We start from the raw sequence: 17,892 nt of genomic DNA, 5'->3' as shown, positions 1-17,892 counted from the left end.
TCACCCCACGCGCCGGCTTTGCCGTGTCAGAACCGCGTCCAGGGGTTGATCCCTTGACGTTTCAGCGCGCGGTACATCAGGAACATGTAGTACACATCCGCCACAAAGATCGCCGCGATGAAGGTGATTACAAACGCGCCGTCGTCGGCATGGGTGATCGTATAGATGATCCCACCGGTCATCGACGAGCCGATCCACTTGGCCCAGGCGATGGTAAAGCTTTGCCCTTCGGTGTTGCCCCGCATGTAGTACATCGCGATGAACGAGATCGACATCAGCGCGTTCTGGATGAAGGCGATGACCTTGGCGGCCTCGATCTGATCGTTGTTGAAATACAGCGTGAACTGGCGCAGGAAATTGCCGCCGTTATACATGATGAAGAACGAGAAGATCAGCATCGCGATGGTGAACGCGACCCACGCGCGCCGGCTGACATTGTATTTCTCGGCGAAGTATTTGTAGCCGTATTTGAAATACGTATACAGGATCACCACATCCAGCGTCGCCCAGACCAGAAAGATCATCTGCGCCTTCAGCCCGCCATGCGGGATCAGCGTCGCATCGGCGCTGCCATAGGGCGGGATCAGCAGCGCAAACACCAGCTCCCAGGCCAGGTTCAGCGTCAGCGCGACAATCGGCATGCCGTAGGACTTGTCCTTGAACCCCCGATAGATGATCGCCGCATAGGCCAGCGCCCAGGTGTAGGTACAAAGATGGTAGGCGAAAATGGTATAGCTCTGCATGCTCGGGGCCGTCCGTTGTATCGTCTTGCCCCTGCGGGGCATCATTTCCGGGTCCATGGCAGGCCGCTGCCGAAAGCTGCCTGTCCGCAAAACAGGGCAGGATTGATCACGGTTTTCGTCTCTTGTCTACCAAGCGGGGCCTGCAATGCGCGCAGCACCGCCACGTAGCACCCCTCGCCCCCTTTCACCTGCCTCTGCCTTGCGCTATCTGCACATCAAGCGGACAGGAGCGCGCGATGGATTACGAAAAGCCCGGCCCGGTCGAGGACAACTGGCGCGAAGCCATCTCGTCGATCGAAGAAATCATCGACGAGGCCCGCAATGGACGGATGTTCATTCTGGTCGACCACGAGGATCGCGAGAACGAAGGCGATCTGGTGATCCCGGCCCAGATGGCCACGCCCGAGGCGATCAATTTCATGGCGACCCATGGCCGCGGGCTGATCTGCCTGTCGATGCCGGGGCACCGGATCGACGCGCTGGGCCTGCCGCTCATGTCCACCAACAACGCCTCGCGCCACGAGACCGCCTTTACGGTGTCGATCGAAGCGCGTGAAGGCGTCACCACCGGGATCTCGGCCTATGACCGCGCGCGCACTGTCGCCGTGGCCATCGACCCGTCCAAAACCGGTGCCGACATCGCCACGCCGGGCCATGTGTTTCCGCTGCGCGCCCGCGAGGGCGGCGTGCTGGTGCGCGCAGGGCATACCGAAGCGGCCGTCGATATTTCGCGGCTGGCGGGGCTGAACGCGTCAGGCGTGATCTGCGAGATCATGAAGGGCGACGGCGAAATGGCCCGCCTGCCCGACCTGATCGCCTTTGCCCAGATGCATGGCCTCAAGATCGGCACGATCAGCGACCTGATCGCCTATCGCCGCCGCCACGACAATCTGGTGCGCGAAACCGCCCAACGCGCCGTGACCTCGGCGCATGGCGGCGACTGGTCGATGCGGGTCTTCACCGACCAGACCCAGGGCGCCGAGCACGTCGTGTTGACCATGGGCGATCTGACCACGCCCGAGCCGGTTCTGGTGCGCATGCACCAGCTCAACCCGCTCGAGGACGTGCTGGGCATCGGCGCGGACCACGCGGGCGACCTGCGCTGCGCGATGAAGATGATCGCGGCCGAAGGGCGCGGCGTTGTCGTGCTGCTGCGCGACACGGCGATGACCCTCGCTCTGGACGAAGGTGCCTCGCCCAGTACCCTGCGCCAATACGGTCTGGGGGCGCAGATCCTCGCCGCGCTTGGCCTGCATGTGCTAACCTTGGCGACCAATTCGCCCACCCCGCGTGTGGTGGGACTCGAGGCCTACGGGCTCAGCATTGCGGGCACCCGCCCCATTCCCAAGGAGTGAGCCATGGCCGGAGCCAGCCACTATACCCTGCCGCTGCCGCGCTTTGACAAGCCGGTCAAGCTGCTGATCGTCGTCGCGCCCTATTACCGCGACATCGCCGACATGATGATCGCCGGTGCCCGCGCAACCCTGGACGAGGCCGGCGCGACGCATGAGCTGATCGAAGTGCCGGGCGCGCTGGAAGTGCCCGCCGCGATTGGTCAGGCACATCGCATGGCCAATTTCGACGGCTTTGTGGCGCTGGGTTGCGTCATCCGTGGGGAAACCACGCATTACGACACCGTGTGCAACGACAGCTCGCGCGCGCTGACCCTGCTGGGCCTGCAAGGCGCGTGTCTGGGCAATGGCATCCTGACGGTGGAAACCATCGAGCAGGCTATCGTCCGCGCCGATCCCAAGGACCAGAACAAGGGCGGCGGCGCGGCCGCGGCCGCGCTGCACCTGATCGCCCTGCAACGCCGCTGGGGCGGCGCACGCGGCACCGTCGGCTTTCGTCCGGCAGGCGACTCTGTGCTGATGGCTGACGGAGGCTCTGACGCATGAGCGCGCCCAACGACAAACGCGCCAAACGCGCCGCCGCCCGGTTCTACGCCGTTCAGGCGCTGTTCCAGATGGAAATCTCGGGCCAGACGGTCGAGCAGGTCCGCGCCGAGTTCGAAACCCACCGCATCGGGGCCGAGACCGAGGAAGAAAACTGGGTCGACGCCGACGTGCCGCTGTTTCGCAAACTGGTGGATCTGGCGGTCGACCGGCAAGGCAAGATCGACCAGCTCACCGACCGCGCGCTGGTCGCCAAATGGCCCATCGCCCGCATCGACCCCACCCTGCGCGCCCTCTTCCGCGCCGCCGGGGCTGAAATGGCCGAAACCGACACCCCGCCGCGCGTGGTGATCACCGAATTCGTCCAGATCGCGCAGGCCTTCTTTCCCGAAGGCCGCGAGTCCAAATTCGTCAACGCCGTGCTCGACCACATGGCGCACGAGATCCGGCCCGAAGCCTTCTGACGTCAGCGCGGGTCCGGGACCGGGGCAAGGGGGCCTTCTGCCCCCCTCTTCGCTTTCAGCGAATTCACCCCCCGAGGGTATTTTCAGACAGATGATAAGGTTTTGTTAACCATGCGCCTCATCTGTCCCCAAATATCCCGGGGTGAATGGCGCGGCACGCGCCAGAGGGGCAGCGCCCCTCAAACGCACTTAACGGCGTGAGCCCGCAGGGCTCTCCGCGCGGTCACGCAACCTCGCTCAGGGTCTCATCAGCGCCCAGCGGCATGCAGGACGTGCCCTCGGGCAGCGGGCCGCCGTCGATTTCCCAGTCGCGCGGCGGTTGGCTGCGGGTCAGCAACCGGTCCAGCCGCCAGCGCTGTCGGCGGGCGTCCGGTGTCGGCGCCAGCGGGTGCAGCGCCCAGCGGCTTTCCACCCCCGCAATGCGGCTGTCGGCGCTGTCGCAGGCCATCACCAGCCCCAGCGGCGCCGGCAGCACGCGCCCGGCCTGACGGTTGCGCGCCAGCCCCTCGCCCGCCGCCAGATGCAGGCGGCGCAGGGCGCGCAGGTCGGGGGCGTCGGCCAGTTCGGCCAGCACCAGCGCCACGCAGCCCGCGCGCAGCGCCTCTTCCAGGCTCCACAGCACATCCACCGGTTTGGCGCAGGGCACCACGATCAGCGCGCCCGGATCGGGCAACAGCGCGCGCAGCCCCTGCGGGCAGAGTTGTTCGTTCCGCCAGCCCGGCCGCAGCCACACCACCGGCCCCTCCCCCTGCGCCACCGCTGCCGCCAGCGCCGCCAGCGTGGTGCGGGCCGGGCCGGTCAGCTCATGCACCCGCCCGCGCGCCAGTGTCATCTGCGGCAGCGGGGCCAGCGGCGCGGGGGACGGCAGCGGCCCGTTCTCTGCCCCGATGCCCTGCACTGCCGCAATCTGCTGCGCCAGCGCGGCAAGCTCCGCGAGCCGTCGTTGCGAGGGGGAATCGTCAGGATCAGCCATCCCCGCACCCTAGCATGTTCTCTTTTTGTTCTCAATCCCGCTCCGCTTGCCTTTCCCCCCGACAGGTTACGTTCAGGGCAACAGGAGACCGCATGAGCACCCATACCCTCGGCCCAAACGGCCCCGAAATTCCCGAATTCTGCCTTGGCACCATGACCTGGGGCCGCCAGACCGCACCCCCGGACGCGCATCGCCAGATTGATCTTGCGCTCGAGCACGGGCTGAATTTCCTCGACACCGCCGAGATGTATCCGACCAATCCCGTGCAGCCCGAAACGCTGGGCGGCACCGAGACGGTCATCGGCGACTGGATCGCCCGGCACGGGGGCCGCGACCGCCTGATCCTGGCGACCAAGGTCACCGGCGAGGGCAGCGCGGTGATCCCCGGCGGCGCGCCCCTGATCGACGCGGCGCGGCTGCGCGCGGGCGTCGAGGCCTCGCTGAGCCGCCTCAGGACCGACCATATCGACCTCTATCAGCTGCACTGGCCCAACCGGGGCTCGTATCATTTCCGCCGCAACTGGGGCTTCAGGCCCGGCCATGACGCCGCCGTCGTGCGCGCGCACATGACCGAGGTGCTGACCGAGGCCGCGGCGCTGATCGCCGAGGGCAAGATCGGCCAGATCGCGTTGTCGAACGAAAGCGCCTGGGGTCTGGCGCAATGGCTGCGCATCGCACAGGAGACAGGCCTGCCCCGCGTCGCCTCAATCCAGAACGAATATTCCCTGCTGTGCCGTCTGGCCGATACCGACATGGCCGAGGCTTTGGCGATGGAGCAGGTTCCGATGCTGGCCTTCTCGCCCCTCGCGGCGGGTCTGTTGACCGGGAAATACGCCGGGGGCGTGACGCCGGACTCGTCGCGCCGGTCGGCCACGCCGGATCTGGGCGGGCGGATCACCCCGCGCGTGTTCGACGCCGTCGCCGCCTATCTGGGCGCGGCGCGCGACTGGGGCGTGGACCCGGTGCAGATGGCGCTGGCGTGGTTCAGGACCCGGCCCTTTCCGGTGCTGCCGATCCTTGGGGCAACGACGACCGCGCAGCTCGAGCAGCAGCTTCCGGCCCTGTACATGGCGCTGGATGCCGAGCTGGTGACCCGGCTTGACGCGATCCACCGCGCGCATCCGATGCCGTATTAAGATGGCCCTGCGCAACGCCCTGATACTGGTGACAGCGCTGCTGGTGGCGGCCTGTCAGATGGCCCCCGCCGCAGCCCCTGTTCCCGCACAGGCACCGCCACAGGCACAGGCACTGGCACTGGCACCGGCGATCACCGAAACCACCCTGCCCCCGGCAGGCCAAAGCGCAGATCTGCCCCCCGAGCCGGTCACCGCCCCCGGCCAGCCGACACCCCCGCGCCCGCGCCGCCGCCCGATCCCCCGATGCTCGCCCAGCAACGCGCTGCCTGTCTGCGCGATGGGGGCAGTCTGACACCGCGCCGCGGGGGCTTTATGCCTGCCTCCACACCACGCGCGATGCAGGCCAGCGCTGCGATGCGGCCAGCGATTGCGAGGGGCTGTGTCTGGCGCGCTCGGGCACCTGCGCGCCGTTTACGCCGCTCTTTGGCTGTCAGGAGGTGTTCACCGCTCCCGGTCGGCGCGAGACGCTCTGCATCGACTGATCCAAACGAAAACCCCGCCTCGAAAGGCGGGGTTTTGTCATTCAGCGATCAGGCCAGATCGGGCGGCGTGGCCTCGGCGGCCAGTTCGGCCACCAGGTCGTCAAGCCCCATCGACGCGGTGCGCGTGTCGCCCAGACGGCGCACCGAGACCGTACGCTCGGCCACTTCGCGCGCGCCCAGCGCCAGGATCACGGGCACCTTGGCCAGCGAATGCTCGCGGACCTTGTAGTTGATCTTCTCGTTGCGGATATCCGCCTCGGCGCGCAAGCCCGCCTTGGTCAGGGCGGCCACGACCTCGTGCACATAGTCATCCGCATCCGACACGATCGACGCGACAACCACCTGCTGCGGGGCCAGCCACAGCGGGAGCTTGCCGGCGTGATCCTCGATCAGGATGCCGATGAAGCGCTCGAACGAGCCCAGCGTGGCCCGGTGCAGCATGATCGGGCGATGCTTGCCGCCGTCGGGGCCGACATATTCCGCGTCCAGCCGCTCGGGCAGGTTGGGGTCAACCTGCAGCGTGCCGCATTGCCAGTCGCGGCCGATGGCGTCGGTCAGCACGAACTCCAGCTTGGGACCATAGAAGGCGCCTTCACCCTCGAAGATCTCATAGGTATGCCCCGCCGCCGTCACGGCGCCAGCCAGCGCGCCCTCGGCGAAGTCCCAGCTTTCTTCGGTGCCGATGCGCTTTTCGGGGCGCGTCGACAGCTTGATGCGCCACTTGGTAAAGCCCAGATCGGCATAGACGCCCGACAGGAACTCTATGAAATCGCGCGCCTCGCTTTCGATCTGCTCTTCGGTGCAGAAGATGTGGCCATCATCCTGCGTGAAGCCGCGCACCCGCATGATGCCATGCAGCGCGCCCGAGGGCTCATACCGCGCGCACGAGCCGAACTCGGCCATGCGCAGCGGCAGGTCGCGGTAGGATTTCAGACCGTGGTTGAAGATCTGCACGTGGCACGGGCAGTTCATCGGCTTGAGCGCGTTGACCACCTTCTCGCGCGCGCCTTCCTCGTCAACCTCGACGATGAACATGTTCTCGCGGTAGTTTTCCCAGTGGCCTGAGGCTTCCCACAGCTTGCGGTTCACCACCTGCGGCGTGTTCACCTCGACATAGCCATTCGCCCGCTGCTTGCGGCGCATGTAGTCTTGCAGCGCGGCATAGATCGTCCAGCCGTTCGGGTGCCAGAACACCTGACCGGGGGCCTCTTCCTGCATGTGGAACAGGTCCATCTCTTTGCCCAGCTTGCGGTGGTCGCGCTTGGCGGCCTCTTCCAGCATGGTCATGTGCGCTTTCAGGTCATCACGCTTGCGGAACGCCACGCCATAGATGCGCTGCAACATCGGCCGCGTGCTGTCGCCCAGCCAATAGGCCCCGGCGACATGCGTCAGCTTGAAGGCATCGGCGGGCACCTGACCCGTGTTCTGCAAATGCGGGCCGCGGCACAGATCCTGCCACTCGCCGTGCCAGTACATGCGCAGATCCTGATCCGCCGGAATGCGGTTGATCAGCTCGATCTTGTAGGGCTCACCGGCGTCCTCATAGAACTTGATGGCGTCCGCGCGCGACCAGACCTCGGTGCGGACCGGATCACGGGCGTTGATGATCTTCTTCATCACCGCTTCGATCGCGCCCAGATCGTCGGGCGTGAAGGGCTCGGCGCGGTCAAAATCATAGAACCAGCCGTAATCGCGCACCGGGCCGATGGTCACTTTGGTGTCCGGCCACAGCTCTTGCACGGCGCGCGCCATGATATGCGCCAGATCGTGCCGGATCAGTTCCAGCGCCGGGGCGTCGTCTTTCAGCGTGTTGATCGAGAAATTCGCATCGGCCGTGATGGGCCATTGCAGATCCCAGTGAACGCCGTTCACCTGCGCGGAAATCGCGGCCTTGGCCAGCGACGGCGCAATGGATTGCGCCACCTCGGCGGGCGTCACGCCTGCCGCATACGCGCGCACATTGCCATCGGGAAAGGTCAGGGAAATCTGGCTCATCGGCCGGTTCCTCGTCATTTTGGCGCCCACGGAGCGCCCGGTTGCGGGTTATGTCGGCGGTTTCTGCGCCGCCCGGCGGGCATTGTCAACGCCGCAGGTGACGCCGGTAAGCCGAGGGCACCTGCCCGGTCTGCCGCAGGAAAGCGCGGCGAAAGGCGTCGGTATTGGCGTAACCGGCGCTGGCGGCAACGGCGTCGATGGGCGCGCTGGTATCGGCCAGCAGATCCTGCGCCACCGCGATGCGCAGCGCGGCAAGGTAATCGAGCGGCGACTGGCCGGTGGCGGCGGCAAAGCGGCGGTGCAGGCTGCGCTCGGACAGCGCCGCCAGCCGCGCCAGATCGGCAATGCGCCAGCCCCGCGCCGGATCGGCCTGCATCGCCTCTTGCGCGCGGTGCACGGCGGCATCGGCATGCGCGCGCCCCTGCGGGCCGGGGCGATAGAGCCGCTGATCGCGCCGCCCGGTGTCGAGCACGAAAAAGCGCCCGACCTCGCGCATGACCGCACTGCCCGCCAGCCGCGCGATCAGCTCGTGCCCCAGATCGATCCACGAGAAGAGCCCGCCCGCCGTCAGCACCGGCCCGTCGGTCAGCGTGACCCGCTCGGGCTCGATCCGGGCCGCCGGAAAGCGCGCCGCCAGCCGGTCGGCCAGCGCCCAATGCGTCGTCGCGCGCCGCCCGTCCAGCAGTCCCGCCGCACCCAGATAGAACGCCCCGGCGCAGGCCGAAGCGATCAGCGCGCCCTGCCCGCGCTGCCCGGCGATCCAGTCGGCAAGCGCCGGATCAGGACTGAGATAGTCGAGCGAGCCGAACGCAGGCGGCACGACCACCGCGTCAAAGCGCTGCTGGGGCAGATCGGGGCCGACGCGGCTGGCCGTGATCACCGGCAAGCCGCGCTGCACGCAGAGCCTGCCCGCATAGGTCAGCATTTCGTCCAACCCCTCAAGCGCGGCGCGCGAGGCGCCGGGATAGGCGATCAGGGCAAGGGTGCGGTTTGGCGGGTTCGGCATGGTTTATGTCCGTTCCGCCAGTAGCACGCGCACGCCGCACGGTGCAAGCTGCGTGCAACAACCACAGGAGTTCCCATGCCCGAAACCGCCCTTCTCATCGTCGACATGCAGCGCGACTATTTCCCCGGGGGCCGCATGGCGCTGGAAGGAACCGACGCCGCCGCAACCCAAGCCGCCAAACTGGTCGCGCATTTCCGCGCGCAGGGCTGGCCGGTGCTGCACGTCCAGCACATCATGGCGCGCAGCCCCGCGCCCTTTTTCGAGGCCGGGACCGAGGGCGCCGAAATCCATCCCTCGCTTGCCCCGCAGGACGGCGAGACGCTGATCGTCAAAGCCTTCCCCAACAGTTTTCGCGAGACCGGGCTGAAGGCCGCGCTGGACGCTCTGGGCATCGAGCGGCTGGTGATCGCCGGGGCGATGAGCCACATGTGCATTGACGCCACCACCCGCGCGGCGGGCGATCTGGGCTATACCTGCCTCGTCGCCGACGACGCCTGCGCCACGCGCGCGCTCAGCCACGGCGGCGTTACGGTGCCCGCCGCACAGGTCCACGCGACAATGATGGCCGGGCTGACCAGCTACGCCACCGTCGAGCCGACAGACGCGGTTCTGGACCGCCTCGGCTAAGGACTTGCCTTGCGCCGCCTCACCCCGCAGAATCGCCGCAAACGGGGGTGGTGCGATGCGCAGCTTTGACGAGATCCTGACGATAGCCGCCGCCCGCAAGGGCGGCGTCGAGGCCGTTATGGCAGCGATCCCCACCCCGCTGTCCCCCGACCAGCTGGCCGCGATCCCTGACGATCGCTGGCTGGCGCAAATGGCGCGCGGCATCCTGCAGGCCGGGATCAGCTGGAAGGTGGTCGAGAATAAATGGCCGGGTATCCAAGAGGCCTTCCTCGGCTTCGACATCGGCGCGATCACCTTTCAGCCCGACGACTGGTTCTATGACCTGTGCGAAGACACGCGCGTCATCCGCTCGCCGCCCAAACTGCGCGCGATCCTCGACAACGCCGCGATGATCCGCCGGGTGCGCGACAGCCACGGCAGTTTTGGCCGCCTCATCGCCGACTGGCCGGATGAGGATTTCGCCGGTCTGGTGCAGTGGCTCAAGTCCGAGGGCGCGCGGCTGGGCGGCAATACCGGCCCCTACATGCTGCGGCAGATGGGCAAGGACAGCTATATCCTGTCGCAGGACGTGGTCGCCCGGCTGGTGGCCGAGGGGGTGATCGACAAGGAACCCAGCTCGAAAAAGGCCCATGCCGCCGTGCAGACCGCCTTCAACACCTGGCGCGCACAATCGGGCCAGCCGCTGACCACCATCAGCCGGGTGCTGGCGCAAAGCACCGGTTGAGCCGCTTGCACCTGCCCCGCGCCCGTGCAGAATGCCCGGCAAAAGGAGTGCCCGCCCATGCCTATCGTCGACTGGTCCCAGCTCAAGGCGCATGAGCTGCGCGCCCTCGCCGCGCAGAATGCTGTCGTCATCCTGCCCATCGCCTCGATCGAGCAGCACGGGCCCCACCTGCCCACCATGACCGACACGCGGCTAGGCTATGAAATCGCCACCCGCGCCGCGCGCAAAGCCTATGACCAGCGCCCCGTCGTGGTTACCCCCGTCGTCTGGTCGGGTCTCAGCGAGCATCACATGCCTTACGGCGGCACGCTGACGCTGAGCCACGCCACCTTCCGTGCCGTGATCCGCGATCTGATCGACGCGATCACCCGCCACGGCTTCCGCGACATCCTGATCTCCAACAGCCACGGCGGCAACCAGATCGCCATGCAGCAGATCTGCGACGAACTCAGCCCGACCTCGCCCGCGACCCTGGTGGCCACCACCTATGTCTCCGAAGCCGGGCAATCGCTGGCGCAATATTGCGAGGATCAGCCGGGGGTGATGCATGCCGGTGAAGCTGAAACCTCGATGATGCTGGCCTGCGAGCCGGAACTGGTCGATGCCTCGAACCTTGGCGGGATCACCCACGGGATGGACGGTGCGGGGTTCCTCAAGGCGGGCAAGGCAAGCTATCGCTGGCGGCCATTTACCGCCGCCACCGGCAACGGCATGGCGGGCAACCCCACCCGCGCCAATGCCGACAAGGGCGAGAAGATGCTCGAAGCCGGGGCCGAGGCGCTGGCCGCCCTGATCTCCGACCCCGCCACCTGGGCCGCCCCCGCCGACAAGCGCGGCGACGGCACGCAAGGGGTGCCCTTCGCGTGACCGATTTCCTCACCACCCAGCAGGGCCGCCGCCTGGCCTATGTCCTGACGCCGGGCACCGGCCCCACCGTGGTTTTCCTCGGCGGGTTCAAGTCCGACATGACCGGCACCAAGGCGCAATTCCTTGAGGGCTGGGCAAAAGAGCGCGGCCGCGCCTTTTTGCGGTTTGATTACTCGGGCCACGGTCAGTCGAGCGAGGATTTCCTCGACGGCGCGATCGGTGACTGGGCGCAGGACGCGGTCGCGGCGATCACCGCGCTGGCGACGGGGCCGCTGGTGCTGGTCGGCTCCTCCATGGGCGGCTGGATTTCGCTGCTCACCGCCAAGGCGATGCCAGAACGTATCGCAGCGCTGGTCGGCATCGCCGCCGCCCCCGATTTCACCGAAGACAGCATGTGGGCCAGCTTCGACGCCCCCCAGCGCGCCGCGCTGGAACGCGACGGGCACGTCGCCCTGCCGTCCGAGTATGACGGCGGCCCCTACATCATCACCCGCCGCCTGATCGAGGAAGGCCGCAGCCAGCTGGTCCTGCGCGACCCGCTGCCGCTGCCCTTCCCGGTTCGCTTGCTGCAAGGCTCGGCGGATGTGGACGTGCCGCAAGAGGTCGCGCTGCGCCTCTTCGCCCATGCCGACAGCCCCGACATGACCCTGACACTGGTCAAAGGCGCCGATCACCGCTTCTCGAACCCCGAGAACCTGAGCCTGCTGGCCGAGACTTTAGACAGCTTGTCCCTGTGACCCGCCACGCGACGTCTTGACCTTCCCTGCCCGGGTGAAGCATGTACAGACCCAGCGGTCCCGTAGCTCAACTGGATAGAGCACCTGACTTCTAATCAGGTGGTTGAGGGTTCGAGTCCTTCCGGGATCGCCACTATAGCCGCAAGCTTTTGAAAATACTGCCTTATTTTCATGTTTTACAGGCTGCTACGCTTGTTTTACATCGTTCTGTTCTTGTTCCGCCCTGACGACCTGACGTTTCCGGTTCACCGTGAGGGTGTAATGCTCGGCTTCCTTGAGCGTCTTGTGCCCGCCCCACGACATGATCGCCTGGGTTGGGCCACCCGATTCCGCGATGGCCGTCAGGCGCGCGACGCGCAGGCCGTGGGCTGTCTTTCCGATAATGCCAGCGGCCCGGGCTGAGGCGCTGATCAGGTTGGACAGGCCCTTTGCCGATCGCGAGCGCCCGCCGTGGGCTTCAAGCATCGTGAACCCGCCCGGCGCGACGGCGCGCACGGCCTCGATGGCGGTGGCGCGGTCCCCGGCCCAGCTGGCCGCCCACGATGGGAGCGGCGCGGTCCAGGGCACATAGGCCAGACCCTTGGTCTTTTCCTGCCGGAAGGTCAGCACGCCGTCAGGGCCGATCTGCGACCAGGCCAGTTTCACCGCATCACTGTCCCGGCAGCCTGTCCACCATAGCAGTTCAAAGCACCCGCGCGCCGAGGTGCCGATAGGCCAGCGCGCCCGATAGGCCGCGACATCTTCGTCGGTCCATGCCGCGCGGTTTGTGGTGTTTTCTGCGATCTTTTTAATACCAGCGCTCGGATCAGAATCGAGCCACGCCCGTTCGATGCAATTCGCGAACACAAGCCGCCACGCCCGCAGCCGTTTGTTGCCTTTGATCGGGTCCAGCTTGGCCAGATCAGCCCTGATATGCTTGGGGCGTAGAGTGGTGATCTTGACCGTGCCATAGTCCGAACGGATGACGTCAAACTCGCGGCGCATCATCGCGCGGTAACCCTCGGACAGGGCGGAAAACGTGCGTGCGCGGCCGACATCCTCGACGGCATGGGCCAGCGTTCCGATAACGCTCTTGGATCTGGCCGGCGTTTGCGAGTCCTCGGCCACCCATGCGGCGATGAAATCCGGGTGCGTTTCGGGCAGGTCGGGCAGAAGGGCCCGGGTCACGCGGTGATACCGATAGACGCGGCTGCCGCGCTTGACCCTGTGGACCCGGGGCAGTTTCACGGCGTGATCCCGAATGCTTGGTCGCATGCAGCCTCGTCTCGTTTGCTCTGATCGTCGCCCTCATAGGGCAGATCCGACGCAAACCGGTCAAGGTCCATACGGTCAAACACGCGCTTGCCACCCAGCATCCGACGCGGGATCTGCAGCTCGCGCAGCTTCGATGGCGAGATCCCGAGATACGCCGCAGCCTCGGCAACCGGCAGCAGGCGCGGGGCAAAGGTGATGCTGGCGCGGGCGGTCATTTCCAAATCCTTCCGCACTTGACGCATTCGGTATGGTTGCTGATCCTCTCCCACTGGTGGCGGCAGAAGAGGCGCTTGAGGGTGAGGCGGATGGCGCGGGTCATGGCTTGGCCTCGGGCACAAAGGCGGGCTTCGGACCTCGCCCGGAGTGCCAGCGGATCAGCCTGCCAAGGTCCATGGCGCTGACCTCGATCGCGCCCAGCCTCACCGCCTCTTCACGCTTCGCCTTGGCGATGTCGAAATGCTCATAGACCGATCCGGCCTTCTGGATCCACTTGCGAGCGACGCCGATCTTGTCGGCCATCGCCAGCAGCTCCTCGGTTGAATCCGCCATCATGTGGCACATCATCATGCGCCCGTAAGGGTGGCGGGCTGGGTCGACGTAGACGGTCATTGCCCTTCCTCCGTTGGCAAGCGCTGCGCTGCGTCGCGGATCAGCTGACGCAGGCAGTCGGCCATGCTGGTGCCAGCGGTCAGCGTCAGCTCGTAGAGCGCCCGGTAGTCACCGGGGTCGAGGCAGACGACCACTGCGCGCTTGCCGACCTTGTGCGGCGGCGACATGCGCGGTTGGGTGATGCGGCGATCAGGCATTATGCATCCCCCTGCGCCACTCGGCGACCATGTCGGAGAACCATTCAAGCGCCGTCACCTCGGCATGTGGGGCGACGTCTGCAATGACTTCGGCTGCGCTGCGCATCGGGCGCGCCTCGTGGATAATCAGGCAGGCTGCGGCCAGCAGCTCGAAAGACGCCTCGGCTGGGTCGCCACCCGTGCGCAGATGCAACGATTTCGTAGCACGGTATATAGCCAGAATCCGTGCAGCGGAAACAGGCGGAGGGCTGTCGGGTCTGTCAGGCATTGGCGATCTCCAGCAACACATCGACATGACAGGGAGCGCCGGGCTTGCACCAGCAGGCGAGGTTCTTGCCGCGCAGCTCGGTGCGGATTTCGGCCTCGGTAGGATAAGGGCGGTTCTGATATTCCAGCATGTCGCGGAAAAACCGCACGGCGGTTTCGGCGTCCTTGACTTCTTCTTGCAAAAACGTTGCCCCGGTTTCGAGGCGGCGCGCGTCGCCGATCGTGAACGGGTTTCCCCATTTCGTGCTGCGGTCGACCTTCACGGTGTTCTCCGGCATCCGCCAGCCTTTGGCGCGGGACAGTTGGACGCGGTCAGGCATCAGCGCGATCCCCTGCCAATACCCGCCGGTCGTGGTCGGCCTGCGTCCGCCCGTCCTTCAGCTGGTCATATTTCTTGATGCCCCACACGATGGCGTAGAGCGCCCAGAGGAAACCGTGCGACCAGTCGGTGAGGTCATAGTCGCCGACATCTGTGAACTCGTGGCCGTCGCGCGAGCTGAAGTCGCGCAGCAGCTCATAGGCCTCATGCTCGTTCGAGCAGTCGCCATTGAGGAGTTCGTCCGCGATTTCCTTGCGCAGATCGTCGGCCTCGCCAAGAGTGGTTTCCCACCTGTCCGTCATGTCCTTCACGGCGCTCTTGAAGCACTCATCCGAGAAGGTCTTCGCTGATCCATACTTGCAGCCCGCCTGCATCTTCTCGTGCCAGTACTGCGGGTTGATCTCCAGCTTGCCGGCGACTGGACGGAAGAAGGTGAACATGTCGTGGTGGCGCGCAAACACATAGGTGCCCATGTCACCCGAGATCGCCAGATGTCCGGCCCAGGTGGTGAGACGGAAGTGGTATACGGAAGATCCGGGGCGACCAAACCTGATCGAGCGGTGAACGCCCTGATCCAGCTCGATGGTCATCTCGTGGAGACGCGTGTCGCGGAGAAAGCTAAGGAGTGTGTCTTTTCGGTCAGCCATGCCGTTTCCTCTTCTCGCTTGCGATCTGCGCCAGCTCGGCGGTGGCCATGATCAGGGGTTTGAGTTCGTCCGGCGCGGCGTCGTAGTCGCGGCCAAAGCGACCGGTCAGGCGCGGCAGAAGCGCCCTCGGGATCACCCGCCAGTTGGAGGGGTCTGTGTTGCCACGATCGCCATCCAGCGCTTTGAGCACATGGCCGTCAGGCACCGGCCCGTTCGCCTGCTCCCAAAGCCAGCGGTGTTTCATCACGCGGCGAGTATCGGCTCCGGTGTGCGGGTTGGTCTCGGCCACGATGAGCCAGACATAGCCGTCCTTGTCGGTGGATTCGTGCCCGGGGCCGCGCCATGTGTGAGGGCGCTGGCCCGACTTGAACTGGGTCGCCGCGCTGCGCTCGTTGTAGGGCATGCGCTTGCCCTTGTTCTCGGGCACGCGACCTTTCTCGTAGCACCCGGTGCGCCCGGTAAGCCAGCCCTTGCGCTTGCACAGCGCCGTCAGGTTGATCCGCGAGACGTCCTTCCGATCGAACAGCGCGCAGAACTTCGTGTGCAGATCGCGGCGCGGCAGATCCCGGTTGCGCTTGATCCAGCGCAGTTCGGCGTCGGAGTAGGGAATGCTCTGACCCTTCATTCCGATGCCTTCCCGATCTGGGGCAACATCGGCAGGATCTGCTGACCATGCTCGGCAAAGAGTTTCGCCGCCGCCAGCTGGGTGCGCGCGTTGTCGGTCACGCGATCGGCCAGCGACACGATGGCCTCGGCGCGCTTGGCCTCGGTTTCGATCTGCTCGGGCGTCAGGTTCTCTTCGGCCAGGCGCTCGAGCTGGGCGAAAAGGTGATCGGTCAGGTTGGTCAGCCGGTTTTTCATGGCGGGCCCTCAAATCCAGAACGGCAGCGCCAGCGCGACGGCGAGGCTGACGATTGCGATGGCGTAGGCGACGGCGACCAGCGGGACGGTGCGCGGCGGGCGGGCCGGGCCGTCGATGAACTGCGCGCCTCGGGCGGCGGTGAGCGTCGCGCTGGCGCGCTCATGCGCGGCGGTCAGGTCGAGGGGTGGCTCGGTGATCATGATGGGCTTCCCTGCGTCAGAAACGCCTGCGCTGCCGCCTGATCGGCGGGGGTGCCGTGCAGGCGCAGCCAGTGGGCGGCGCGCTGGCGGGTGGCGAGGGGGAGGCTGGTGTCTTTCATCGCCCAGCGGCGCGCGACGGTGGGCGCAGCGCAGAGCAGCGCGACGGCACCGTGGCGCAGGGGCGGGTTGGTGGAAGCGGTGGTCATGGATGAACCTCAGCGTTGGGTTGGGATGCGACCGCGCCATGCGTCGAAGTCGGTGCACAGGGCGGCAAAGCGGGCGGCGGCGGCGGAGTCGGTGTCCAGCGCGCGGCGGCTGGTGATGCCGCACTGGCCGCGCAGGTATTCGGCGGCGGCGGTCGCGGTGACCGGCCCGCCCGGCTGGGTGATCCGCTGGGCGACGAACAGGCGGAACCGCGTGTCGTTGCACAGGATCCCGGCCCGCCGGGCGAGCGCGGTCACGCGCTGGCCCCTTCGGTCGCCAGATCGCGGGTCAGGATGCGGATCGCCGCGCCGACGCTTTGCATCGCCTCGATGTCGTCGTCGGTCAGTTCGATGGTGAAAGCATCCTCAAACGCCATGACCAACTCGACCTTGTCGAAGCTGCTGATCTCCAGCTCGGCGAAGGTGGTCTCGGGGGTCAGGTCGACGTCATCCGAGATCCAGAGTCTCGCGCAGCAGGCGCAGGATCTCGGCGATGCGGTCGAGCACCGGCGTGGCGGCGTTGTGGATCTGGCTGTTCTGGGCCAGCGTGATCAGGGCGTCGAAGGTCATGTGCCGGCACCCTCGACATAGGGGGCGACCAGCGCCTGCAGCTCGGCCCGTTGGAGGGCGACAGCCGAGATGATGCCGGTGATCGCGCTTTTGCCCAGATCGTGATCGCGCGGGCCATCGCGCAGGAAATCGGCACCCCAAGACATCTCGAACAGCTCGCGGATTGCCGAGCCGAATTGTCCGCGTGTAGGTCCGTTGCTGTGTGCCCCGTTCAGCACCTCGATCATCGCGGTGAGGCGCTTGATCTTGTCGAGCGTGCTGGCCAGCTGCTGCACCATGTCGGGGCTGAGCCTGGCGGCGGGGTGGGGGCTGTCCATGGCGGGGGCTCCTTGGGCTGGGAAGTCGGCGCGCGGGATGTCGTCGACCGGCAGGCCGAGGCGGTCGATCGCCGCGCGGACGTGGTTGGGGTGCACAACGCCACCGGGCATCACGCGGCACCGCCGGGCTGGCGGGGGTGCGGGCTTTGCGGCGGCGGGCGGCGGTCAGCAGGGTGCCCCAGATGTCGAGGCGGTCCTCGGGGTCGAGGATCAGGCTGTCGGGCCGGACGATCAGCGCGCGGCGGAACTGGCTGAGCAGTTCGGCGCTGAGGTCGTCGTGCACGACCAGGGCGGTCTGCGGGGTGGGGGTTGTCATGGGGGTTCTCCGGTTATGAGCATGTCACGAAACTTGCCCACAGGAAAAGTTTAAGTCAAGCTATAAACTTGACTAATAGAAAAGTTTTGAGATAATCAGTTGCGCGCGGCTGCTACGCCGCCCTCACTGCGCCATGGTGGCGCGCATGAAAAAGCCCCGCGCGAGGCGGGGCGGAGAGGTTGCGATGAGCAGACAGAACGCTGGCGATCAGCCGCCTTTTACGGCTGAGCAAATTGCCTATCTCCACCGGATGATAGCAGAGGATCGCACAGACCTTATTGCTGAAGCAGTCAAAGCGACCTTCCGCGTACAAGCTGAAATGCGCCCAGTTGGCACGACGGAAATCGTTTGGTGCGAAGGTGTCAAAGCGACCTGATCCGTAACGCGATATCCGAGAGCGTTTGTTCGGAGGCTGCCAGTTGCGCACGGACTTCGTCTGCGTTCACGACGCGCCGACCGTCCGGTGTTTTCGTGCCTTCTAG

29 protein-coding genes and 1 tRNA gene are annotated in these 17,892 nt (G+C 66.3%); 11 read left to right on the top strand and 19 right to left on the bottom strand.

Annotated features, from left to right (window positions below):
• Nucleotides 1–26: 26 nt before the first annotated feature.
• Nucleotides 27–743 carry a transmembrane-type terpene cyclase gene (locus OKW52_RS10460; protein WP_264505649.1) on the bottom strand — a complete coding sequence of 239 codons (717 nt, stop codon included), beginning with the start codon at nucleotides 741–743 and terminating at the stop codon, nucleotides 27–29.
• Between the two features lie 236 nt (nucleotides 744–979).
• On the opposite strand from OKW52_RS10460, the gene ribB reads away from it, so the two are divergent.
• Genes ribB through nusB form a run of 3 tightly spaced genes read left to right on the top strand, consistent with a single transcriptional unit; the run spans nucleotide 980 to nucleotide 3,102 of the window.
• The gene (ribB, locus tag OKW52_RS10455) at nucleotides 980–2,098 is read left to right on the top strand and encodes a 3,4-dihydroxy-2-butanone-4-phosphate synthase (RefSeq protein WP_264505648.1); all 1,119 of its coding nucleotides are present in this window, start codon (nucleotides 980–982) and stop codon (nucleotides 2,096–2,098) included.
• A gap of 3 nt (nucleotides 2,099–2,101) precedes the next feature.
• On the top strand, nucleotides 2,102–2,641 hold the full coding sequence (locus OKW52_RS10450; RefSeq protein WP_264505647.1) for a 6,7-dimethyl-8-ribityllumazine synthase: 540 nt from the start codon (nucleotides 2,102–2,104) through the stop codon (nucleotides 2,639–2,641).
• Nucleotides 2,638–3,102, top strand: a complete 465-nt coding sequence (gene nusB / locus OKW52_RS10445; protein ID WP_127104322.1) for a transcription antitermination factor NusB — start codon at nucleotides 2,638–2,640, stop codon at nucleotides 3,100–3,102. The genes OKW52_RS10450 and nusB overlap by 4 nt, the downstream gene beginning before the upstream one ends.
• A gap of 223 nt (nucleotides 3,103–3,325) precedes the next feature.
• Here nusB and OKW52_RS10440 read toward each other — a convergent pair whose 3' ends face one another.
• Entirely contained in the window at nucleotides 3,326–4,075 is a 750-nt protein-coding gene (locus OKW52_RS10440; protein ID WP_264505646.1) for an ImuA family protein, read from the bottom strand.
• A gap of 92 nt (nucleotides 4,076–4,167) precedes the next feature.
• Between OKW52_RS10440 and OKW52_RS10435 the strand changes: the two genes are divergently transcribed.
• On the top strand, nucleotides 4,168–5,211 hold the full coding sequence (locus OKW52_RS10435) for an aldo/keto reductase (protein WP_264505645.1): 1,044 nt from the start codon (nucleotides 4,168–4,170) through the stop codon (nucleotides 5,209–5,211).
• Nucleotide 5,212: 1 nt separating this feature from the next.
• Entirely contained in the window at nucleotides 5,213–5,503 is a 291-nt protein-coding gene (locus tag OKW52_RS10430; protein WP_264505644.1) for a hypothetical protein, read from the top strand.
• Nucleotides 5,504–5,741: 238 nt separating this feature from the next.
• On the opposite strand, the gene thrS is transcribed toward OKW52_RS10430, so the two are convergent.
• Nucleotides 5,742–7,688 carry a threonine--tRNA ligase gene (gene thrS, locus OKW52_RS10425; protein ID WP_264505643.1) on the bottom strand — a complete coding sequence of 649 codons (1,947 nt, stop codon included), beginning with the start codon at nucleotides 7,686–7,688 and terminating at the stop codon, nucleotides 5,742–5,744.
• An 85-nt stretch (nucleotides 7,689–7,773) separates the two neighbouring features.
• Nucleotides 7,774–8,694 carry a GlxA family transcriptional regulator gene (locus tag OKW52_RS10420; protein ID WP_264505642.1) on the bottom strand — a complete coding sequence of 307 codons (921 nt, stop codon included), beginning with the start codon at nucleotides 8,692–8,694 and terminating at the stop codon, nucleotides 7,774–7,776.
• Between the two features lie 75 nt (nucleotides 8,695–8,769).
• Between OKW52_RS10420 and OKW52_RS10415 the strand changes: the two genes are divergently transcribed.
• The 5 genes from OKW52_RS10415 (at nucleotide 8,770) to OKW52_RS10395 (ending at nucleotide 11,782) form a co-directional block, all read left to right on the top strand.
• Nucleotides 8,770–9,321: a cysteine hydrolase family protein gene (locus tag OKW52_RS10415; RefSeq protein ID WP_264505641.1), complete on the top strand. Its 552-nt coding sequence runs from the start codon at nucleotides 8,770–8,772 to the stop codon at nucleotides 9,319–9,321.
• Nucleotides 9,322–9,376: 55 nt separating this feature from the next.
• Nucleotides 9,377–10,045, top strand: coding sequence for a DNA-3-methyladenine glycosylase I (locus OKW52_RS10410; RefSeq protein WP_264505640.1), 669 nt, complete (start codon nucleotides 9,377–9,379; stop codon nucleotides 10,043–10,045).
• Between the two features lie 57 nt (nucleotides 10,046–10,102).
• Nucleotides 10,103–10,912, top strand: coding sequence for a creatininase family protein (locus OKW52_RS10405; protein WP_264505639.1), 810 nt, complete (start codon nucleotides 10,103–10,105; stop codon nucleotides 10,910–10,912).
• The gene (locus OKW52_RS10400; RefSeq protein WP_264505638.1) at nucleotides 10,909–11,649 is read left to right on the top strand and encodes an alpha/beta fold hydrolase; all 741 of its coding nucleotides are present in this window, start codon (nucleotides 10,909–10,911) and stop codon (nucleotides 11,647–11,649) included. Before OKW52_RS10405 ends, OKW52_RS10400 begins: the two co-directional genes overlap by 4 nt.
• Before the next feature lie 56 nt (nucleotides 11,650–11,705).
• Nucleotides 11,706–11,782, top strand: a tRNA-Arg gene (locus OKW52_RS10395).
• A 53-nt stretch (nucleotides 11,783–11,835) separates the two neighbouring features.
• Here OKW52_RS10395 and OKW52_RS10390 read toward each other — a convergent pair.
• The 15 genes from OKW52_RS10390 to OKW52_RS10320 form a co-directional block, all read right to left on the bottom strand.
• Nucleotides 11,836–12,816 (bottom strand): tyrosine-type recombinase/integrase, encoded by a 981-nt coding sequence (locus OKW52_RS10390; protein WP_264505637.1) that lies wholly within the window; start codon nucleotides 12,814–12,816, stop codon nucleotides 11,836–11,838.
• 56 nt (nucleotides 12,817–12,872) lie between these two features.
• Nucleotides 12,873–13,118, bottom strand: a complete 246-nt coding sequence (locus OKW52_RS10385) for a helix-turn-helix domain-containing protein (protein WP_127104333.1) — start codon at nucleotides 13,116–13,118, stop codon at nucleotides 12,873–12,875.
• Nucleotides 13,119–13,218: 100 nt separating this feature from the next.
• The gene (locus OKW52_RS10380; protein ID WP_264505636.1) at nucleotides 13,219–13,512 is read right to left on the bottom strand and encodes a DUF4031 domain-containing protein; all 294 of its coding nucleotides are present in this window, start codon (nucleotides 13,510–13,512) and stop codon (nucleotides 13,219–13,221) included.
• On the bottom strand, nucleotides 13,509–13,709 hold the full coding sequence (locus tag OKW52_RS10375) for a hypothetical protein (protein ID WP_264505635.1): 201 nt from the start codon (nucleotides 13,707–13,709) through the stop codon (nucleotides 13,509–13,511). Before OKW52_RS10375 ends, OKW52_RS10380 begins: the two co-directional genes overlap by 4 nt.
• Entirely contained in the window at nucleotides 13,702–13,977 is a 276-nt protein-coding gene (locus OKW52_RS10370; protein WP_264505634.1) for a hypothetical protein, read from the bottom strand. Before OKW52_RS10370 ends, OKW52_RS10375 begins: the two co-directional genes overlap by 8 nt.
• Complete coding sequence (locus OKW52_RS10365) at nucleotides 13,970–14,296, bottom strand: DUF4326 domain-containing protein (RefSeq protein WP_264505633.1); 327 nt, start codon at nucleotides 14,294–14,296, stop codon at nucleotides 13,970–13,972. The genes OKW52_RS10370 and OKW52_RS10365 overlap by 8 nt, the downstream gene beginning before the upstream one ends.
• Nucleotides 14,289–14,942 carry a hypothetical protein gene (locus OKW52_RS10360; protein ID WP_264505632.1) on the bottom strand — a complete coding sequence of 218 codons (654 nt, stop codon included), beginning with the start codon at nucleotides 14,940–14,942 and terminating at the stop codon, nucleotides 14,289–14,291. The genes OKW52_RS10365 and OKW52_RS10360 overlap by 8 nt, the downstream gene beginning before the upstream one ends.
• Nucleotides 14,935–15,567, bottom strand: a complete 633-nt coding sequence (locus OKW52_RS10355; RefSeq protein WP_264505631.1) for an HNH endonuclease signature motif containing protein — start codon at nucleotides 15,565–15,567, stop codon at nucleotides 14,935–14,937. The genes OKW52_RS10360 and OKW52_RS10355 overlap by 8 nt, the downstream gene beginning before the upstream one ends.
• The gene (locus OKW52_RS10350; protein WP_264505630.1) at nucleotides 15,564–15,803 is read right to left on the bottom strand and encodes a hypothetical protein; all 240 of its coding nucleotides are present in this window, start codon (nucleotides 15,801–15,803) and stop codon (nucleotides 15,564–15,566) included. Before OKW52_RS10350 ends, OKW52_RS10355 begins: the two co-directional genes overlap by 4 nt.
• Before the next feature lie 9 nt (nucleotides 15,804–15,812).
• Nucleotides 15,813–16,004: a hypothetical protein gene (locus OKW52_RS10345; protein WP_264505629.1), complete on the bottom strand. Its 192-nt coding sequence runs from the start codon at nucleotides 16,002–16,004 to the stop codon at nucleotides 15,813–15,815.
• Nucleotides 16,001–16,210, bottom strand: coding sequence for a hypothetical protein (locus OKW52_RS10340; RefSeq protein WP_264505628.1), 210 nt, complete (start codon nucleotides 16,208–16,210; stop codon nucleotides 16,001–16,003). The genes OKW52_RS10345 and OKW52_RS10340 overlap by 4 nt, the downstream gene beginning before the upstream one ends.
• Nucleotides 16,211–16,219: 9 nt before the next feature.
• On the bottom strand, nucleotides 16,220–16,465 hold the full coding sequence (locus OKW52_RS10335; RefSeq protein WP_264505627.1) for a hypothetical protein: 246 nt from the start codon (nucleotides 16,463–16,465) through the stop codon (nucleotides 16,220–16,222).
• Complete coding sequence (locus OKW52_RS10330) at nucleotides 16,462–16,614, bottom strand: acyl carrier protein (protein ID WP_264507689.1); 153 nt, start codon at nucleotides 16,612–16,614, stop codon at nucleotides 16,462–16,464. Before OKW52_RS10330 ends, OKW52_RS10335 begins: the two co-directional genes overlap by 4 nt.
• Nucleotides 16,615–16,654: 40 nt before the next feature.
• Complete coding sequence (locus OKW52_RS10325; protein ID WP_264505626.1) at nucleotides 16,655–16,777, bottom strand: hypothetical protein; 123 nt, start codon at nucleotides 16,775–16,777, stop codon at nucleotides 16,655–16,657.
• Complete coding sequence (locus OKW52_RS10320) at nucleotides 16,774–17,205, bottom strand: hypothetical protein (RefSeq protein WP_264505625.1); 432 nt, start codon at nucleotides 17,203–17,205, stop codon at nucleotides 16,774–16,776. The genes OKW52_RS10325 and OKW52_RS10320 overlap by 4 nt, the downstream gene beginning before the upstream one ends.
• Nucleotides 17,206–17,594: 389 nt before the next feature.
• Here OKW52_RS10320 and OKW52_RS10315 point away from each other — a divergent pair, with 389 nt between their 5' ends.
• Nucleotides 17,595–17,786 carry a hypothetical protein gene (locus OKW52_RS10315; protein WP_264505624.1) on the top strand — a complete coding sequence of 64 codons (192 nt, stop codon included), beginning with the start codon at nucleotides 17,595–17,597 and terminating at the stop codon, nucleotides 17,784–17,786.
• The last annotated feature ends 106 nt before the right edge of the window (nucleotides 17,787–17,892 follow it).

The sequence above is a fragment of the Pararhodobacter zhoushanensis genome (assembly GCF_025949695.1).
GTDB classification, from domain to species: domain Bacteria; phylum Pseudomonadota; class Alphaproteobacteria; order Rhodobacterales; family Rhodobacteraceae; genus Pararhodobacter; species Pararhodobacter zhoushanensis_A.
The sequence above is the reverse complement of the archived record's forward strand: the minus strand, read 5'-3'. Positions and strand labels throughout refer to the sequence as shown.

What these genes read in the sequence shown, in the direction of transcription:
- OKW52_RS10380 (WP_264505636.1), bottom strand. Translation starts at nt 13,512, where the DNA reads ATGACCGTCTACGTCGACCCAGCCCGCCACCCTTACGGGCGCATGATG.
- OKW52_RS10350 (WP_264505630.1), bottom strand. Translation starts at nt 15,803, where the DNA reads ATGAAAAACCGGCTGACCAACCTGACCGATCACCTTTTCGCCCAGCTC.
- thrS (WP_264505643.1), bottom strand. Translation starts at nt 7,688, where the DNA reads ATGAGCCAGATTTCCCTGACCTTTCCCGATGGCAATGTGCGCGCGTAT.
- OKW52_RS10450 (WP_264505647.1), top strand. Translation starts at nt 2,102, where the DNA reads ATGGCCGGAGCCAGCCACTATACCCTGCCGCTGCCGCGCTTTGACAAG.
- OKW52_RS10410 (WP_264505640.1), top strand. Translation starts at nt 9,377, where the DNA reads ATGCGCAGCTTTGACGAGATCCTGACGATAGCCGCCGCCCGCAAGGGC.
- OKW52_RS10375 (WP_264505635.1), bottom strand. Translation starts at nt 13,709, where the DNA reads ATGCCTGATCGCCGCATCACCCAACCGCGCATGTCGCCGCCGCACAAG.
- OKW52_RS10440 (WP_264505646.1), bottom strand. Translation starts at nt 4,075, where the DNA reads ATGGCTGATCCTGACGATTCCCCCTCGCAACGACGGCTCGCGGAGCTT.
- OKW52_RS10460 (WP_264505649.1), bottom strand. Translation starts at nt 743, where the DNA reads ATGCAGAGCTATACCATTTTCGCCTACCATCTTTGTACCTACACCTGG.
- OKW52_RS10385 (WP_127104333.1), bottom strand. Translation starts at nt 13,118, where the DNA reads ATGACCGCCCGCGCCAGCATCACCTTTGCCCCGCGCCTGCTGCCGGTT.
- nusB (WP_127104322.1), top strand. Translation starts at nt 2,638, where the DNA reads ATGAGCGCGCCCAACGACAAACGCGCCAAACGCGCCGCCGCCCGGTTC.
- OKW52_RS10340 (WP_264505628.1), bottom strand. Translation starts at nt 16,210, where the DNA reads ATGACCACCGCTTCCACCAACCCGCCCCTGCGCCACGGTGCCGTCGCG.
- OKW52_RS10325 (WP_264505626.1), bottom strand. Translation starts at nt 16,777, where the DNA reads ATGACCTTCGACGCCCTGATCACGCTGGCCCAGAACAGCCAGATCCAC.
- OKW52_RS10345 (WP_264505629.1), bottom strand. Translation starts at nt 16,004, where the DNA reads ATGATCACCGAGCCACCCCTCGACCTGACCGCCGCGCATGAGCGCGCC.
- OKW52_RS10365 (WP_264505633.1), bottom strand. Translation starts at nt 14,296, where the DNA reads ATGCCTGACCGCGTCCAACTGTCCCGCGCCAAAGGCTGGCGGATGCCG.
- OKW52_RS10420 (WP_264505642.1), bottom strand. Translation starts at nt 8,694, where the DNA reads ATGCCGAACCCGCCAAACCGCACCCTTGCCCTGATCGCCTATCCCGGC.
- OKW52_RS10355 (WP_264505631.1), bottom strand. Translation starts at nt 15,567, where the DNA reads ATGAAGGGTCAGAGCATTCCCTACTCCGACGCCGAACTGCGCTGGATC.
- OKW52_RS10430 (WP_264505644.1), top strand. Translation starts at nt 5,213, where the DNA reads ATGGCCCTGCGCAACGCCCTGATACTGGTGACAGCGCTGCTGGTGGCG.
- OKW52_RS10370 (WP_264505634.1), bottom strand. Translation starts at nt 13,977, where the DNA reads ATGCCTGACAGACCCGACAGCCCTCCGCCTGTTTCCGCTGCACGGATT.
- OKW52_RS10435 (WP_264505645.1), top strand. Translation starts at nt 4,168, where the DNA reads ATGAGCACCCATACCCTCGGCCCAAACGGCCCCGAAATTCCCGAATTC.
- OKW52_RS10405 (WP_264505639.1), top strand. Translation starts at nt 10,103, where the DNA reads ATGCCTATCGTCGACTGGTCCCAGCTCAAGGCGCATGAGCTGCGCGCC.
- OKW52_RS10315 (WP_264505624.1), top strand. Translation starts at nt 17,595, where the DNA reads ATGAGCAGACAGAACGCTGGCGATCAGCCGCCTTTTACGGCTGAGCAA.
- OKW52_RS10360 (WP_264505632.1), bottom strand. Translation starts at nt 14,942, where the DNA reads ATGGCTGACCGAAAAGACACACTCCTTAGCTTTCTCCGCGACACGCGT.
- OKW52_RS10320 (WP_264505625.1), bottom strand. Translation starts at nt 17,205, where the DNA reads ATGCCCGGTGGCGTTGTGCACCCCAACCACGTCCGCGCGGCGATCGAC.
- ribB (WP_264505648.1), top strand. Translation starts at nt 980, where the DNA reads ATGGATTACGAAAAGCCCGGCCCGGTCGAGGACAACTGGCGCGAAGCC.
- OKW52_RS10415 (WP_264505641.1), top strand. Translation starts at nt 8,770, where the DNA reads ATGCCCGAAACCGCCCTTCTCATCGTCGACATGCAGCGCGACTATTTC.